Source organism: Leucobacter sp. GX24907, from assembly GCF_053567335.1.
Map to the genome: position 1 here is coordinate 202,780 of NZ_JBSGPD010000002.1, position 16,089 is coordinate 218,868.

Consider the following 16,089-nt stretch of genomic DNA (forward strand, 5'->3'; position numbering starts at 1 on the left):
GAACATATATGCGAAACAGTTCTAGTCAACGATTTCGGCTCCGGCCGTCTCCAGCTCAGACAGTGCCGCATCGCTCGATTCGGGTGAGACACCGGCCACGAGGCTGCGCAGGATCCGCACTCGAACCCCGGATTCGAGTGCGTCGAGCGCTGAGGCGCGGACGCAGTGGTCGGTCGCGATCCCGACGACGTCGATATCGGAGATGCTGTAGGCGTTGAGGAGATCTACCGCGCTCTCCCCCGCGTCGGTGCGCCCCTGGAACAGGGAGTAGTCGGGGCGCCCTTGCCCTTTGTAGAGGTGATGCGTGATCGCGGCCGTGTCGAGTAGCGGGTCGTAGTCGGCTCCTGGCGTATCGGCGACGCAGTGCACGGGCCAGGTCGTGACAAAGTCGGGAGTTGACGGGGCCAGGGCGAAGTGCCCGCCGTTGTCGCCAGTCGCCTCGTGCCAGTCTCGGGATGCCACGACGACGTCGTAGGCCTCGGCGTGCTCACGGAGGTGCCGGGTCACACCTTCGGCGACGGCGTCTCCACCGGAGACACCGAGCGCTCCGCCCTCGGTGAAATCGTTCTGGACGTCGACGATGAAGAGCGCTCTGGTCATGGCAGCCAGAATAGCCCGCTCATCTGCATTACTAGAGGTGACCTGCCGCGTCCATGCTGCGGAGCTCTCGTTTGAGCTCGGCGACCTCGTCGCGCAGCCGGGCGGCAAGCTCGAACTTGAGCTCCTCTGCCGCAACGAGCATCTGCTCGGTCAGGTCGGCGACGAGCGCCTCGAGTTTCTCGGCACCCTCGGCAGCGACCGCACCGGCCCGCGCGGCAGCCTTGCCCTTCGCTCGCTGCGGCGAGCCACCCTTGCGTTGGGCGTGAGCTCCTGTTCGAGAGAGCACGTCTTCGGTGTCGGCGGCTTCGCGGTTCAGCATCTCGGTGATGTCACCGATCTTCTTCCGCAGCGGTTGCGGGTCGATGCCGTGCTCGCGGTTGTATTCGAGTTGGATCTCGCGCCGTCGATTCGTCTCGTCGATCGCGGCACGCATGGATCGTGTCACGGTATCTGCGTACATGTGCACCTGCCCGGTGACGTTTCGGGCTGCGCGGCCGATCGTCTGAATCAGCGAGGTGGTGGAGCGCAGGAAGCCTTCCTTGTCGGCGTCGAGGATCGCCACGAGGGAGACTTCGGGGAGGTCGAGGCCTTCTCGGAGCAGGTTGATGCCGACGAGCACGTCGTAGACGCCGGCACGTAGTTCGGTGAGCAGTTCGACACGACGGAGCGTGTCGACGTCGGAGTGCAGGTAGCGCACGCGCACCCCGGCCTCTTCCATGAAGGTGGTCAGCTGCTCGGCCATCCTCTTGGTCAATGTCGTCACCAGCACGCGCTCATCGCGCTCCGCGCGTTCGCGGACCTGTTCGAGCAGATCATCGATCTGGCCCTCGCTCGGTTTGACGACGATCTCGGGGTCGATGAGGCCGGTCGGTCGAATGATCTGCTCGACGACACCATCGGCGAGGTCGAGCTCGTAGTCGCCGGGCGTTGCTGAGAGGTACACGGTCTGCCCGACCCGATCTTTGAACTCGGAGAATTTCAGTGGCCGGTTGTCGAGAGCGCTGGGAAGCCTGAAACCGTAGTCGACGAGCGTGCGCTTGCGCGAGGCATCGCCTTCGTACATCGCACCGATCTGCGGAACCGTCACGTGCGACTCGTCGATGACGACGAGAAAGTCGTCTGGAAAGTAGTCGAGCAGGCAGTGCGGCGCCTCGCCGGGTGCGCGGCCATCGATATGCCGCGAGTAGTTCTCGATTCCCGAGCAGAATCCGATCTGCTCCATCATCTCGAGGTCGAACGTGGTGCGCATGCGCAGACGCTGTTCTTCGACGAGCTTGTTCTGATCCTTCAACTCCTTCGAACGCACCTCGAGCTCCTCGGCGATCGTACCCATCGCGCGTCGCATCACATCGTTGCTGGCGACGTAGTGAGAACCGGGGAACACGGACACTGTCTCTACCTGCTTGATGACATCGCCCGTGACCGGATGCAGGTAATAGAGTGACTCGATCTCGTCACCGAAGAACTCGATGCGGATCGCGAGCTCCTCGTACATGGGGATGATCTCGACGGTATCGCCTCGCACACGGAAATTGCCGCGAACGAATTCGATGTCGTTGCGCTGATACTGGATCTCGACGAAGCGGCGCAGCAGAACGTCGCGGTCGATCACGTCACCGACGGCGAGCGGCACCATCATCTCGTAGTACTCCTCGGGCTTACCGAGACCGTAGATACAGGAGACCGTGGAGACGACCACTGTGTCACGACGGCTCAGCAGCGCATTCGTGGTCGAGTGGCGCAGGCGTTCAACCTCGGCGTTCACCGAGGAATCCTTCTCGATGAAGGTGTCGGACTGGGGCACGTAGGCCTCAGGCTGGTAGTAGTCGTAGTAGCTGACGAAGTACTCGACCGAGTTGTTGGGAAGCAGTTCGCGGAACTCGCTCGCCAGCTGCGCGGCGAGGGTCTTGTTGTGCGCCAGAACCAGGGTGGGGCGCTGCACCGCCTCGATGAGCCAGGCGGTGGTCGCGGATTTGCCGGTGCCGGTGGCACCGAGCAGCACGACGTCCGTCTCGCCTGCATTGATGCGTTTCGCGAGCTCCTCGATGGCCTTCGGCTGATCACCGCTGGGCTCATATTCGGAGACCACTTCGAACGGCCTGACGGAGCGTGTCGTTTCCATAGCCTCGAGACTACTCCCGGCCACCGACACTCCGTCTACAGCATCCTGCGAGCACGAGGTGCGCCGTCACGTTCATGTCTACGGGTGTGGTGCCAGAGTGGAAACGCAGACGAGGAAGCCGGAGCGATGAGGTTCGAAAGGCAGTAAGTCCCATGAAGAGAAGCGGTGCTGCACGATGAGTCCGACGGCCGCGAGATCTGCGAGGTAATCATCCAGCTCGTATCCGCGATCGAGCCCGAAGCCCGTCACGATCCGTCCCTCCGAACTGAGTACCGAGCGCAGACCCTCGAGCGCGGGTCGTCGCGCGGCCGGGTCGAGAAAGGTCAGCACGTTCCCCGCCGAGATCGCGAGGTCGACCCCGGCTCCCCCAGGCAGATCTGCCTCAGCGTCACCCGTCTCCCCCGCTGCGGTTCGGAGTTCTCCGGAATAGTCGAACGTGGCGAGATCGCCGATGTGCCAGGCGGCCGATGGAAAGGCGCTTCGGGCTTCGGCGATCAGCACGTCGTCGAGGTCGACACCGGTGACCGCGTATCCTCGTTCTGAGAGATACCCGCCGACGCGACCCTGCCCGCACCCCGCATCCAGCACGGTGGCGCCGGGCGCGACGAGCGCCATCGCGAACCTCGCCTCGCCGTCGAGATCGTGCCCTTCCGCGGCGAGATTGCGCCAGCGCTGGGCGTAGTTCGCGGAGTGCTCAGGGTTCTCGGAGCGGAGGCGGTCCCACAGGTGTGAGTATTTCGGGGTCGTGCGGGAGGAAGACGGAGAGTCATGACGGCGCATGATCCGAGCGTATCTGTCGGCGCACCTTTCCGGACGATCCGTCGCGACTAGTGGAGCTGGGACATCGCTGCCGCGACCTCCGGAACCGCAGACGTGGGAATCGCCGTCGAGGCCTCTTCGAGCACGAGCAGCCGAGCATCTGGGATCTCCCGAGCAAGTGCCTCGGCGTTGCCAACGGGAAAGAATGGATCGTGTCGGCCGTGTACGACGAGCGTGGGCAGCGTGAGCGAAGTGAGGCGTTCCCGCCAACGCGGACCGCAGTCGAGCCTGGAGAACACCATTCCCAGCTGGTTGGCCGCGTGCACGGCAGGCAGCGCCTGCGGAGTGCGGTCCCAAATGCGCGCTGCCAGTGCGCGTGCCGTAACGGGGTCGTCTCCGAGTATCTCGGCGCCCAACGCTTGATGCTCCGCTACGGCATCTCGATCCGACCAGTCGGGCATGGGGCGGGAGAAGAGCCGGTGCATCACCGATGCTTCGTGGTCGGGCAGGTCGTCATCGATCGGACCAGGGGCGACCGGCCGCGTCCCCACCAATGTGAGTGCGGAGAATGCCTCAGGATGATCGAGTGCGGCGACCTGAGCGACCATACCGCCGACGCCGATTCCGGCGATGTGGGCCGGGCGGTCATCGAGTTCACCGGCGAGTGCTCCGGCATCAGCGGCCAAGTCCCGCAACGTGTACTGCGGCGACTCGGGATCGCCGGCGGTCGATGAGCCGGCATCTCGCAGGTCGTACCGTACGACATGGCGGCCGGCGTGTGCCAGGGCCACGCAGAGCGCATCGGGCCAAGAAAGCATGGTGGGGTCTCCCACGCACAGGATCAGCGGTGCGGAAGCATCGCCGAAACGCTCGATGCCGAGCGTCACGCCGTTCGTCGTGAGAGTTGCCGTCGAGTGCTCCGTCATGCGCTCACCCTACATCGACACGGGCTCGCGCCCGGGGTCGTCCGGTCGGACGACCCGTAACGGTTAGCGCAACGGCGACAGCGTTTTGTCGAGCTGTACGAGCTCATCAAGAATCAAGCCGGCGACAGTCTGTTGCTGCTCGTTCGGCGTGAACACGCCGTCTTCGATCTGTCTCTGGGGGAAGTTGATCTCGATAGAGCCGTGCGTGGCGACCATGCCGAGCGCGGCAAGGGTCGGACGCAGCGCACTCTGAGCGCGCGTTCCGCCGGAGTTGCCTCCCCAGTTCACCAGGCTGACGGGCTTGCGATCCCATTCGGCCGAAAGATAGTCGAGAGCGTTCTTGATAGGTGCGGAGTAGCTGTAGTTGTACTCCGGGAATACCAGGACGATGGCGTCGGCTTCGTCGACCCGCTTCGACCATTCGACCGTGTGCGCCTTCGTGTACTTGCGCAGACGCGGATGATTCGGCTCGTCCATCAGGGGCAGCTGCAGTTCACGCAGGTCCACGTAATCGACTGCAAAGCGTCCGTCCTGCTCAGCGGCTTCCCTGAACCAGTTCCCGATCGACTGGCCGATGCCTCCCTCGCGAACGCTGCCGAGAATGATCATGAGCTTGGGCATGGATGTCTCCGTTTCGATCGTGCAAACCAGTCAGTGCGGGGCGCCTGCGCGCGACCGCACGCAGAGATCGAACGTTTCTCAGCTGCTTCCTATTCCCGGACCCCGAACCGGGCGGCGATCTGCGTCATCCTCCGAAGCTGGAGGGCAGGGGCAGGTTTCCGGCACCAGAACTGCGCACACGGTCGAGCCCCTGCCAGGAAGCAGCGCGTGCGAGCAGCTGTTCGGCGATCTCCGGCGTGTGCGCGGGGGCACGATCCTCTTGCCAAGCAGCTTGGACGAGCAGTTCTCGGTTCGCGCGGTCTGCCTTCAGATCGATGCGGCCCGCAAGCCGGCCGCCGACCATGAGCGGCAAGCAGTAGTACCCGTACTGTCGCTGCTCCTTCGGCGTATAGATCTCGATGCGGTAGTGGAAATCGAAGATGCGCTCGGCGCGCGGGCGGAACCAGACGAGCGGGTCAAACGGGGTGAGCAGTGCGTCGGGGGTGAGTCGAGCCGGGACCTGCGTTTCGCGGTGGATCCAGGCAGCGGCGGGCGATCCTGACCTCGTACGCCATCCGTCGACTGCGACCGGTATCAGTTCGCCCGACTCCTCGAGTGCTCCGATCGCGGTCGCGGCCTCCCCGCGTTTCAGTCGGTGATAATCGGCGAGATCGGCGAGGGTCGCGACGCCGAGTGAGCGCGCGGCACGGGCGACGAGGATCCGCTGCGCCGCTTCGCGCTCCACCGGATTCAGGTGTGCATCCGGAATCACATGCGCTGCGAGCGCGTAACGGCGTTGGAACCCCACTCGGCCGGCCGAGACGACTTCTCCCATCGCGAAGAGCATCTCGACAGCGCGCTTCGTGTCACTCCAATCCCACCACGGGCCGCGGTGTGCGCGTGGTTCGGCCTCGAGCTCGCGAACCAGGCTCGGGCCTTGATCGGCGAGAGCCGATCGTACGCGCGCTATGGACGGCTCGAGATCTCGGATGCGACCTTGCTGATCGAATCGACGGCGGTAGTCGCTCATCCGCCATGCGAACAGGGGTCGATCCGAGACCGGCAGGAATGCCGCCTCATGCGCCCAGTACTCGGTGTATTCTCCTGACCCCCAGAGCAGCGTGTCGAGCGCTCCCGCGTCGTACTCGCCATGTCGCGAGAAGACCGGAAGGTAGTGGCTGCGCGCGAATACGTTGACCGAGTCGATCTGCAACACGTGTACGCGTTCCAGTGCCTGATCGAATGGGCGTCGGACTCGCAGACGTGCAGTGCTCGAGAAGCCCTGTGCCGCGAGGGCTACGCGTCTCGCCTGATCGGCGCCGAGCGTCTCAGTCATGTTCGGGGCGCGGAAGGCAGGGCCCGGAGTCTTATGCGAACCAGAGCGCGAGCTCGCGCTCGGCTGACAGCGTCGAATCGCTGCCGTGCACGAGGTTCTGCTGCACGTTCAGGCCCCAGTCTCGACCGAGGTCTCCACGAATCGTGCCGGGCGCAGCGGTTGTCGGATCGGTCGCTCCTGCGAGTGAACGGAAGCCCTCGATGACCCGGTGACCGGTTGCGCGAATCGCGACGGTCGGGCCGGAAGACATGAACTCGATGAGCGGTTCGTAGAACGGCTTGCCCTCGTGCTCGGCATAGTGCGCCGCGAGAAGTGCACGATCGGCCTGCACGAGCTTCAGATCGGCGAGCTGGTAGCCCTTGGCCTCGATCCGACGAAGGATCTCCCCGGTCAGCCCACGGGCCACTCCGTCGGGCTTCACCAAGATCAGGGTCTCTTCAACGGACATGCTCGCTCCTTCACAGTCGGTCGGCGGGGCGCGGTCGGCCCCGGTGCTTCAGTGTAGTGGGACGGCGGTGCTCTCCGTCTGGGCGGCGATCCAGAGCACAGCAAGCACAGGAGGATCGCCACCGATCACCACGAGTCGCGTTGCGACTCCATCCATGCAATTCTGTCTCGGTCGATCTGTGCACCGCGGATCATGCAGAAGATCCACAGTGCGGTGAACAGCACACCGACGAATACTGCCATCGGCAGGATCAGGCCGCACGCGAGCAACAGCACGTGAACCACCCACCCGAGCACGATGCCCACCCGGCCTCGCCGCATCACAGCGAGCGCGATGATGATGAGCAGAGCAAAGGCACCGCCGCCGTACAATCCCAACTCTCGTGGCTCGACGGCACTGAGGCCGAAGACCGCGAGCCCGATGAGTACGACGATGATCAGTTCGAAGCCGAGCACGATCGAAGCAAGCGCCCGCTGTGTGGACTGCGCGCCACGACGAGCACCCGAGATGCGCATCGCCGAGTTGTGCGCCACAGTCTCGGAGGGCGAGAGCCGCAGCTCGTCGTCTCCCTGGCCGTCCTGGTTCGGCTGCACGGTGCTCATGCGATCCCCCACCCTTCGGCACGGGATCGGGCGATCGCCTCACCTGCGAGCAGCACGGAGCCGACGACGAGCACTGCGCGCCCGTCAGTGACACTCGCCCAGGAACGGGCGGACTCGAGGGCACCGGTCAGGCTCGGCGCGATCTCGATCGGGGTATCGGGGATCTCTCGATTGGCGAGCTCTCGTAACGCATCCGTGGACAGTGTCCGGGGCGAGTCGACCGGGGTCAGGTACACCGCGTGGGCGATGGGCGCAAGGGCAGACAGTACCCCGGAAGCGTCCTTCTCCCCCAGGACCCCGATCACCAGCGCAACCTCGTCGAAGTCGAAAGATTCCGACACCGCCGTGACGAGGGCCTGTGCACCGTGCGGATTGTGCGCGGCGTCGACGTAGACCACCGGGTCGTTGCCGATGAGCTGCAGACGGCCCGGCGAGGTGAGTTGTGCGAGTCCTTCGTCGAGCACTTCCTCGGGCACCGGACGTTCCCCGCCGAAGAACGACTCCACTGCAACGATCGCAAGCGCGATGTTCTCTGCCTGGTGGGCACCGAAGAGCGGGACGAACGCGGGATCGTAGGCATGACCATCGCTCCCGAGCACGTCGATCTGACGCCCCCCGACGGCCAGACGATCGGCGGCGAGTTCGAAATCGCGGTTCCCGACGAGCAGTCGTGCGTGCCGGGACTGAGCGGCCCGCTCGATCTCGATCAGCGCCGCCGGCTGTTGCTGCGCCGAGACGACAGTGCTGCCTTCTTTGATGATGCCCGCTTTGGTGCGAGCGATTTCCGCGATGTCGTCGCCCAGTATCTCGACATGATCCAACCCGATCGGGGTGATGACTGCGACCTGCGCATTCGCGATGTTGGTCGCATCCCACTCACCACCCATACCGACCTCGATGACCGCGACCTCGGCGGGAAGATCGGCGAAGACCGAGAACGCGAGAACGGCGAGCGCTTCGAAGAAGGTGATCGCACCGTGACCCGCCCGTTCGAGCTCAGCGTCAACGACCTGCAGCGGCAGCTGGAGCTCGTCCCACGCGGCGGCCAGCACCTCACCGTCGACGGGCTCGCCGTCGACCTGGAAGCGCTCCGTGAAGTCCACCAGATGCGGGCTCGTGAACAAGCCCGTACGCAGCCCGTGCGCACGCAGCAACGACTCGATGGCGCGACTTGTGGAGGTCTTGCCGTTGGTGCCCGCGACCTGAATGACCGGATAGGACAACTGGGGTGAGCCCGCGAGTTCAGCGAGGCGTCGTACCGGTTCGATGCGGGGTCGAGGGCTGGCCTCGCCCACGCGTTCAAGTAGTTCGGCGTAGACGCGCGACGCTGCATCGGATGATGCGGGAGATGTCATTCTGTCCTCACTTCCCCTGATCAGTCGTCTCAATGGTGATGAGGAGCGTGTCCTTATCGGCCCCGAGGGCACGGGAACGAGAGAAGAAGACACCCGGTTCGGCACCTTCGTGTGCGTCCGGTTGCTCTGAGAGCTCGGTGTCAGACAGCCCCTGCACGGTGCATCCCACCGCCAGAGTCTCACCGGAGATGAGGTCACGATGCGCCTCGAGGGCAGGGCCGTGCGCGGTTCCGGCGCGCAGCGTCAAGCGGATCCGGTCGCTCACGTCGAGCCCCGCCTGCTTACGCGCCTCCTGCACGGCACGAATCGCGTCACGCGCCACACCTTCGGCTTCGAGTTCGGGGGTGGTCTCCGTCGACAGGAGTACGAACCCGCCTCCGGCGATGAGTGCGAGTGCCGGGCCCTCATCCGAGCCGTCGCCGACCTTGAGGGTCAGCTCGTACTCCTGCGGCTCGAGTGCGATGCCGCCCGCGGTCACAATGCCGTCGGACTCGGACCAGTCACCGGACTTCGCGCCCTTGATCGCCTGTTGCACCTGCTTGCCGAGGCGCGGACCCGCGGCACGGGCATTGACAGTGAGCGTGTGCACGATGCCGTGCTCTGCTGCACTCGTCTCCGACTGCTGCACGAGCCGGATCGCCTTCACGTTGAGTTCCTCCCGCAGAATGTCGGTGAAGGGTTCAAGCGCTTCGGGGCGCGCGGTCACTACTGTGAGCTCGGCGAGCGGCAGACGCACTCTCAGACGCCGCGCCTTGCGGAGCGCGAGGGCTTGCGAGGTGATCTGACGGAGTTCGTCCATGGCTTCGACGAGCTCGGGTGCCTCGGGGAACTCTGCAGCGTCTGGCCAGTCTTCGAGATGCACGGAGCGTCCCTCGCTGTTGCCGGCCGAATAGCCGAGGCCACGCCAGAGCTCCTCCGTCATGAGCGGCGCCATCGGGGCCGCGACACGGGCGACGGTCTCGAGCACGGTGTAGAGCGTGTCGAATGCCTGACGGTTGGCCTCGGCACCGTTCTCTCCGGAGACGCCTTCCCAGAAGCGGTCGCGAGATCGGCGCACGTACCAGTTCGTCAGCACCTCTGCGTACGCGCGCAGTGCTTCTGCTGCAGACGTCGTGTCCAGGTCGTCGAGGTGCTGCGCCACCTCACGGACCAGTGTGCCGGTCTTCGCGAGGATGTAGCGGTCGAGTGGATCCGAAGAATCGGTGCGGCGCTTAGAGGTGAGCCCATCGGCGTTCGCATACAGAGAGAAGAAGTACCAGGTGTTCCAGAGCGGGAGGAGGAACTGTCGTACGCCCTCCCGGATCCCCTCTTCAGTGACGACGAGGTTTCCTCCACGCACCACCGGCGAGGCCATCAAGAACCAGCGCATGGCATCGGAGCCATCGCGGTCGAAGACCTCGTTCACGTCGGGGTAGTTTCGGAGGGACTTCGACATCTTGTTGCCGTCGGAGCCGAGCACGATCCCGTGGCTGATCACGTTCGTGAAGGCCGGGCGGTCGAAGAGTGCCGTCGCGAGCACGTGCTGCACATAGAACCAGCCGCGGGTCTGACCGATGTACTCGACGATGAAGTCCGCCGGCTGATGGGAATCGAACCACTCTCGGTTCTCGAACGGGTAGTGCGCCTGCGCAAACGGCATGGATCCGGAATCGAACCAGACATCGAAGATGTCCTCGATACGGCGCATCGTCGAACGCCCGGTCGGATCATCTGGATTCGGCCTCGTCAGCGAATCAATGTACGGCCGATGCAGATCGACTTCGCCACGTTCGTTCCGAGGAAGGTCGCCGAAGTCACGCTCGAGCTCATCGAGGGAGCCGTACACATCGATACGGGGGTACTCGGGATTATCGCTCTTCCACACCGGGATCGGGCTGCCCCAGTAGCGGTTACGACTCACCGACCAGTCACGGGCTCCTTCGAGCCACTTCCCGAACTGCCCGTGCTTCACATTGCTGGGCACCCAAGTGATGTCTTCATTCACCTCGAGCATGCGCTGCTTGATCTCGGTCACGCGGACGAACCAGCTGGAGACCGGCATGTAGATCAACGGGTTCCGGCAGCGCCAGCAGTGCGGGTAACTGTGCTCGTAGCTCTGCAGTCGCAGCAGTCGCCCGCGGCTGCGCAGGATCCGCACAAGCGGAGTGTTGGCGTCCGACCACAGTTCGCCGGCGACATCCGGGACAAAATCGAGGAAGCGCCCGTCGGGGCCGAGGGAGACGATGGACGGGATGCCGCCTGCCTCGTGCACGCGGTGATCGTCCTCGCCATACGGCGCCTGATGCACGATCCCGGTTCCGTCCCCGGTGGACACGTAGTCATCGGCGAAGATCTGCCATGCACGCTCCGTGCCCCACTTCTCGGTATCGGTGAAGTAGTCGAAGAGAGGCTCGTAGGAGGTGCCTGCCAGTTGCGTCCCGGTCACACGATCGCGGATCGCGGAGACCGCGTCCACGGGCTCGGCGTAACCCAGAACTTGTGCGTGTGCACCCACGAGCTCTTCTGCGAGCAGGAAGGCATCATCCTCGGCGCCATCGCCGGCACCACCGGGTCCGACGGGAACGATCGCGTAGACGATCTCGGGACCGACCGCGAGTGACAGGTTCGTCGGGAGCGTCCACGGGGTCGTGGTCCACGCGAGGGCACGCACCCCGACTAACCCGAGTTCTTCTGCGCGCTCGCCTCTCAGCGGGAACGACACCGTCACCGAGGGATCCTGACGCATCTGATAGACATCGTCGTCCATACGGAGCTCGTGATTGGAGAGCGGGGTCTCGTCACGCCAGCAGTACGGGAGCACGCGGTACCCCTCGTATGCGAGCCCCTGGTCGTAGAGTTGCTTGAACGCCCAGATGACGCTCTCCATGTACCCGAGATTCAGTGTCTTGTAGTCGTTCTCGAAGTCCACCCACCGGGCCTGACGGGTGACGTACTCCTCCCACTCGCGGGTGTACTGGAGTACGGACTCCCGAGCCTTCTCATTGAACGCGGCGACCCCCATCGCCTCGATCTCGCTCTTCTCGGTGATGCCGAGCTGCTTCATCGCCTCCAGCTCGGCAGGAAGTCCGTGCGTGTCCCAGCCGAACCGGCGTTCCACCTTCTTGCCTCGCATGGTTTGGAAGCGGGGGAAGACATCCTTCGCGTACCCCGTGAGAAGGTGGCCGTAGTGCGGGAGACCGTTCGCGAACGGCGGGCCATCGTTGAAGACCCACTCAGGTGCGTGCTCTCGCTGGCGGATCGACGCCCGGAAGGTGTCATCCTGCTCCCAGAAAGATAAGACGCGGCGTTCGATCTCGGGAAAGCTTGGAGACGGCGACACACCGAATGCTGCTCCCGGAGCGTGTTCACCGGTCGACTGCTGTGGGTAAGGCATGGGGGTTCCTTCGGGCTCCGGCTGATGCTTCTTCATATATCTGCCGGGACGAGATCCTTCAGGATCCCGCGGTACCACCCTGCTTGCCTGTGCATCGCCTTCGGACGAAGCCGGCCTCTCTCGTCGGCTGTGACGGGCCGTACCCGCCCGGTTCTACTGGGTGCCAATTACGGCACTGTTCTTCCGGGGACTCCCCACTGATGATGGATCGCAGTCGTGCGCATCCATAGTACCGCACGCGGGAACGCGCAGGCGATGGAGCGGCGAAATGAGTGGGCTCGGCTTGCTTGATAACGAGTCTGTAACGGAACGTTCGGGGAAAAAGCATGATCAAGTAGGAAAAATCCGCGATTTGAGCAGTTTTTCGACCTTCGTGGCCTTGTGCCTTTCGTTCGCCGGTCGCTAGCTTGGGATCAGCGCTGAGGGATGCACGCATCTGTTCTTGCACACGGTTCGGTATCGAAGTATTCGTCGAGACACGACGAGCCGGGACGTAACGTGAAGAGAGCGGAGCTCCTCCTTCTCGCAATACGAAATCCTCTGGCCAGTCGAGTGGCCAACAGGCTGGAAGTGCGTCAAAGATGACTCGCGGAAAGCCTCCGATCTGGTGCACCCGGATGAACGTTCGGAGCACCTGGGGAGTTGAGAAATGAGTACATCTACAACCACTACCGACGCCCGAGACGTGGCCCTGGAGGTTGAGGGCGCGTATAAGGTGTTTGGTCGGCGTCCGAAAGAGGCGGTGAAGCGTCTCCAATCCGGGTCGAGTCGCGATGACGTCCGCGAGTACGGGACAGCGGCGGTGATCGATGCTTCGTTCGAGGTGAAGCAGGGCGAGATCTTCGTGGTCATGGGCCTATCGGGGTCGGGGAAATCGACGATCATTCGCATGTTGAACGGCCTGAATACGACCACTGAAGGATCGATCAAGGTCCTCGGGACCGAGATCGTGGGCCGATCGGCGGCTGATCTGCGTGAGGTCCGCCGAGACAAGATGTCGATGGTGTTCCAGCACTTCGCGCTGCTGCCGCACCGGACCGTGCTCGATAACGTGGCGTACGGGCTGGAGTTGCAGGGCGTGTCCCCAAGCGAGCGGCAGGAACGCGCGCAGGGCTGGCTCGAGCGGGTCGGGTTGTCGGGGTGGGAGCGGTCGTTCCCGTCGGAGCTGTCCGGTGGTATGCAGCAACGTGTGGGTATCGCTCGCGCGTTGGCGGCTGATACCGAGATCCTGCTCATGGACGAAGCGTTCTCTGCGTTGGATCCGCTGATCCGCAGAGAGATGCAGGAACAGCTCGTGGAGTTGCAGCAAGAGCTCGGGAAGACGATCGTGTTCATCACGCATGATTTGAACGAGGCGATGTTCCTCGGCGATCGGATCGCGGTGATGCGCGATGGTCGGGTCGTGCAGGTCGGCACACCGAACGATATCCTCACGGATCCCGCGAATGATTATGTGGCGCAGTTCGTGCAGGATGTGGATCGTGCCCGGGTGCTCACTGCTGGGGATGTGATGGAACCGGCGCAAGCGGTGGTACTGGCCTCGGCTGGGCCACGTGTCGCGTTGCGTACGATGCGGGATCTGCAGACCTCAGCATGCTTCGTGACGTCACCGTCGCGGGAGTTGTTGGGTGTCGTGCGTGACAAGGACGTGTTGCGGCAGGTGCGTGAGGGTGAGTCGGATCTCGCCCGCAGGCTCCGGCCAACTCCCTCGATCGTGAAGGAAGGACAGCTGATCGCGGATCTGTTCGAGCTCGCGGTGGAGAGCCCATTACCGATCGCGGTGACTGACGAGCAGGAACGGTTGATCGGGGTGATCCCGCGGGTCACGTTGCTCGCGGCGTTGACTGATCTGCCGACGACGACGACATCGATCCCGGTGATCGAACCGTCACTGGAGGTATCGGTCGAGACGATCACGGAAACTCTGGGCACGGTCAGTCCGGCAGAAGCCGCAGCTGATAAGGCCGCTCGCGCAGCAGCAGCCGGTGATGCTGGTGCTGGCAGTGCCGGGGTTGCGACGAATGAGGAGGCACGCTGATGGAAATCCCCCGTATTCCTCTGGGTGAATGGGGCGAGGTCGTTTTCGACTGGTTCCGCGATACCTTCACCTGGTTGATCGATTTCTTCACCCTCGTCATCAAAGAGGGCACGAACGGTCTGGTCGATGCGTTACTCGCGGTCCCGTTCCCGATCATGATCGTGGTCTTCGCGCTGATCGGGTGGTTGCTGCGTTCGTGGCAACTCGCGATCGGTACAGTGGTCACGTTCTTGTTGATCGTGTCGATGGGATTCTGGGAGTCTGCGATGCAGACCCTCGGGCTCGTTCTCGTCGCGACGGTGATCGCGGTCGTCCTCGCGATTCCCTTGGGTATTTGGGCGGCGAAGAACGATCGGGTCAGCGCGGTCGTGAAACCCGTGCTCGACTTCATGCAGACCATGCCCGCGTTCGTGTACCTGATCCCTGCAGTGCTGCTGTTCAGCATCGGGTATGTGCCGGGAATCTTCGCGACAGTGATCTTCTCGCTCCCTCCGGGAGTGCGGTTCACCGAGCTGGGGATCCGTGGTGTGGATTCGGAGACGGTCGAGGCGGGGCAAGCGTTTGGTGCGACGCCGGGGAAGATCCTGCGCGGTATTCAGTTGCCGCTTGCGATGCCGACGATTATGGCGGGTGTGAACCAGGTCATCATGTTGTCGCTGTCGATGGCAGTGCTGGCCGGGTTCGTGGGTGCTGACGGGCTCGGTAAAGACGTCGTCGCAGCAGTTTCGACGCAGCGTTTGGGTCTCGGTATCGAGGCCGGTCTGAGTGTCGTGATTATCGCGGTGTACCTCGATCGCGTGACCGCGGCACTAGGCACCCCCGCCGCATACAAGCAGTCGCTCCTCGCGATATTCAAGAAGCAACGCGATGGCCGTTCTACGGTCAAGAGCTAGCCTTCCCAAAATTCACTCGTAGTTCAGACGGAAAGGAAACACCATGAAGAAGAAGTACGCAGGCATACTCGCTCTCGGCGCTGCATCGATGCTCGCGCTCTCGGCATGCTCGGGAGGCGGGTCAGGCGACGGCGGTGGCGGCGATGGCGGTGACGGCGGCACCATCACGATCGGGTACGTCGCCGGATGGACTGATGGTCAGAGCATGACCTACCTCCTCAAGAATCAGCTGGAGAAGCTCGACTACACGGTCGAGATCGAGGAGCTCACCGACAATGGACCGCTCTACGCGGGGCTGTCGAACGGTGACATCAACATCCACGCCTCCGGTTGGCCCGAGGTTACGCAGAAGTCGTACATGGATGAGTTCGGCGACGACATCGAGTCGCTCGGCGTCTACTACGACAATGCGGTGCTCACGATCGCTGTCCCGTCGTACTCGAAGATCAACTCGATGGACGAGCTCAAGGACAATGCCGATCTCTTCGGCAGCGAGATCATCGGCATCGAGCCCGGTGCCGGCCTGACTGATGTGACGCAGAACTCGATGATGCCGGCCTACGGTCTCGACGACTGGACGCTCGCGACCTCGTCAACGGCGTCGATGCTCACCGTCTTGGGTGACAAGATCGACAACGAAGAAGAGGTCGCAGTGACACTGTGGCGTCCCTTCTGGGCGAACAGCGAGTTCGACATCAAGGACCTCGAGGACCCCGAGGGCGCCATGGGTGAGCCCGAGGGACTCCACATGCTCGGCAACAAGGGCTTCGCCGACGAGTTCCCGGAGGCGGCCGAGATGATGGCTGGTCTGCAGCTCGACGATGATGCCTACGGTGCTCTGGAGAGCCTCATCACGAGCGATGAATTCGAGAACGATTCTGAGGGCGCTGTCGAGAAGTGGCTCGAGGAGAACCCCGACGCCTTCAGCACTGAGATCACCGACTGAGGTCGTGACCTTCGGGTGTCGCACTGACACACGATGAGGCGCAAGAACGGGCGGATGAGCGAGCAGCTCATCCGCCCGTTCTTGTTCCGGA

General features: G+C 63.6%; 13 protein-coding genes. 3 read left to right on the forward strand and 10 right to left on the reverse strand.

Annotation, left to right across the window (positions count from 1 at the left end; all coding sequences use genetic code 11):
• Nucleotides 1-21 precede the first annotated feature (21 nt).
• From ACUYV6_RS03830 to ileS, 10 genes are all read right to left on the reverse strand, one after another.
• Complete coding sequence (locus ACUYV6_RS03830) at nucleotides 22-600, reverse strand: isochorismatase family protein (protein WP_449277326.1); 579 nt, start codon at nucleotides 598-600, stop codon at nucleotides 22-24.
• Nucleotides 601-631: 31 nt separating this feature from the next.
• Nucleotides 632-2,722 carry an excinuclease ABC subunit UvrB gene (gene uvrB, locus ACUYV6_RS03835; RefSeq protein WP_449277327.1) on the reverse strand — a complete coding sequence of 697 codons (2,091 nt, stop codon included), beginning with the start codon at nucleotides 2,720-2,722 and terminating at the stop codon, nucleotides 632-634.
• Between the two features lie 78 nt (nucleotides 2,723-2,800).
• Complete coding sequence (locus ACUYV6_RS03840; RefSeq protein ID WP_449277328.1) at nucleotides 2,801-3,502, reverse strand: class I SAM-dependent DNA methyltransferase; 702 nt, start codon at nucleotides 3,500-3,502, stop codon at nucleotides 2,801-2,803.
• 47 nt (nucleotides 3,503-3,549) lie between these two features.
• On the reverse strand, nucleotides 3,550-4,407 hold the full coding sequence (locus ACUYV6_RS03845) for an alpha/beta fold hydrolase (protein ID WP_449277329.1): 858 nt from the start codon (nucleotides 4,405-4,407) through the stop codon (nucleotides 3,550-3,552).
• A 63-nt stretch (nucleotides 4,408-4,470) separates the two neighbouring features.
• The gene (locus ACUYV6_RS03850) at nucleotides 4,471-5,028 is read right to left on the reverse strand and encodes an NADPH-dependent FMN reductase (RefSeq protein WP_449277330.1); all 558 of its coding nucleotides are present in this window, start codon (nucleotides 5,026-5,028) and stop codon (nucleotides 4,471-4,473) included.
• A gap of 124 nt (nucleotides 5,029-5,152) precedes the next feature.
• A complete protein-coding gene (locus tag ACUYV6_RS03855; RefSeq protein WP_449277331.1) occupies nucleotides 5,153-6,343 on the reverse strand; it encodes a winged helix-turn-helix domain-containing protein in 1,191 nt (396 codons plus the stop codon).
• Between the two features lie 31 nt (nucleotides 6,344-6,374).
• Complete coding sequence (gene ndk, locus ACUYV6_RS03860; RefSeq protein ID WP_449277332.1) at nucleotides 6,375-6,791, reverse strand: nucleoside-diphosphate kinase; 417 nt, start codon at nucleotides 6,789-6,791, stop codon at nucleotides 6,375-6,377.
• 125 nt (nucleotides 6,792-6,916) lie between these two features.
• Nucleotides 6,917-7,393, reverse strand: a complete 477-nt coding sequence (locus tag ACUYV6_RS03865) for a DUF4233 domain-containing protein (RefSeq protein ID WP_449277333.1) — start codon at nucleotides 7,391-7,393, stop codon at nucleotides 6,917-6,919.
• Nucleotides 7,390-8,748: a bifunctional folylpolyglutamate synthase/dihydrofolate synthase gene (locus ACUYV6_RS03870; protein ID WP_449277334.1), complete on the reverse strand. Its 1,359-nt coding sequence runs from the start codon at nucleotides 8,746-8,748 to the stop codon at nucleotides 7,390-7,392. Before ACUYV6_RS03870 ends, ACUYV6_RS03865 begins: the two co-directional genes overlap by 4 nt.
• 7 nt (nucleotides 8,749-8,755) lie before the next feature.
• Complete coding sequence (ileS, locus tag ACUYV6_RS03875) at nucleotides 8,756-12,121, reverse strand: isoleucine--tRNA ligase (RefSeq protein ID WP_449277335.1); 3,366 nt, start codon at nucleotides 12,119-12,121, stop codon at nucleotides 8,756-8,758.
• A gap of 649 nt (nucleotides 12,122-12,770) precedes the next feature.
• Here ileS and ACUYV6_RS03880 point away from each other — a divergent pair.
• From ACUYV6_RS03880 to ACUYV6_RS03890, 3 genes are read left to right on the forward strand one after another with little or no spacing between them, the layout of a single operon-like run.
• Nucleotides 12,771-14,159 carry a quaternary amine ABC transporter ATP-binding protein gene (locus tag ACUYV6_RS03880; protein WP_449277336.1) on the forward strand — a complete coding sequence of 463 codons (1,389 nt, stop codon included), beginning with the start codon at nucleotides 12,771-12,773 and terminating at the stop codon, nucleotides 14,157-14,159.
• Nucleotides 14,159-15,052: an ABC transporter permease gene (locus ACUYV6_RS03885; protein WP_449277337.1), complete on the forward strand. Its 894-nt coding sequence runs from the start codon at nucleotides 14,159-14,161 to the stop codon at nucleotides 15,050-15,052. Before ACUYV6_RS03880 ends, ACUYV6_RS03885 begins: the two co-directional genes overlap by 1 nt.
• Before the next feature lie 43 nt (nucleotides 15,053-15,095).
• Nucleotides 15,096-15,998, forward strand: a complete 903-nt coding sequence (locus ACUYV6_RS03890; protein ID WP_449277338.1) for a glycine betaine ABC transporter substrate-binding protein — start codon at nucleotides 15,096-15,098, stop codon at nucleotides 15,996-15,998.
• The last annotated feature ends 91 nt before the right edge of the window (nucleotides 15,999-16,089 follow it).

Excerpts from the sequence above, each read along its gene's own strand:
- ACUYV6_RS03845 (WP_449277329.1), bottom strand. The coding sequence starts at position 4,407 with ATGACGGAGCACTCGACGGCAACTCTCACGACGAACGGCGTGACGCTC.
- ACUYV6_RS03865 (WP_449277333.1), bottom strand. The coding sequence starts at position 7,393 with ATGAGCACCGTGCAGCCGAACCAGGACGGCCAGGGAGACGACGAGCTG.
- ACUYV6_RS03885 (WP_449277337.1), top strand. The coding sequence starts at position 14,159 with ATGGAAATCCCCCGTATTCCTCTGGGTGAATGGGGCGAGGTCGTTTTC.
- ACUYV6_RS03850 (WP_449277330.1), bottom strand. The coding sequence starts at position 5,028 with ATGCCCAAGCTCATGATCATTCTCGGCAGCGTTCGCGAGGGAGGCATC.
- ndk (WP_449277332.1), bottom strand. The coding sequence starts at position 6,791 with ATGTCCGTTGAAGAGACCCTGATCTTGGTGAAGCCCGACGGAGTGGCC.
- ACUYV6_RS03830 (WP_449277326.1), bottom strand. The coding sequence starts at position 600 with ATGACCAGAGCGCTCTTCATCGTCGACGTCCAGAACGATTTCACCGAG.
- ileS (WP_449277335.1), bottom strand. The coding sequence starts at position 12,121 with ATGCCTTACCCACAGCAGTCGACCGGTGAACACGCTCCGGGAGCAGCA.
- uvrB (WP_449277327.1), bottom strand. The coding sequence starts at position 2,722 with ATGGAAACGACACGCTCCGTCAGGCCGTTCGAAGTGGTCTCCGAATAT.
- ACUYV6_RS03840 (WP_449277328.1), bottom strand. The coding sequence starts at position 3,502 with ATGCGCCGTCATGACTCTCCGTCTTCCTCCCGCACGACCCCGAAATAC.
- ACUYV6_RS03880 (WP_449277336.1), top strand. The coding sequence starts at position 12,771 with ATGAGTACATCTACAACCACTACCGACGCCCGAGACGTGGCCCTGGAG.
- ACUYV6_RS03855 (WP_449277331.1), bottom strand. The coding sequence starts at position 6,343 with ATGACTGAGACGCTCGGCGCCGATCAGGCGAGACGCGTAGCCCTCGCG.
- ACUYV6_RS03870 (WP_449277334.1), bottom strand. The coding sequence starts at position 8,748 with ATGACATCTCCCGCATCATCCGATGCAGCGTCGCGCGTCTACGCCGAA.
- ACUYV6_RS03890 (WP_449277338.1), top strand. The coding sequence starts at position 15,096 with ATGAAGAAGAAGTACGCAGGCATACTCGCTCTCGGCGCTGCATCGATG.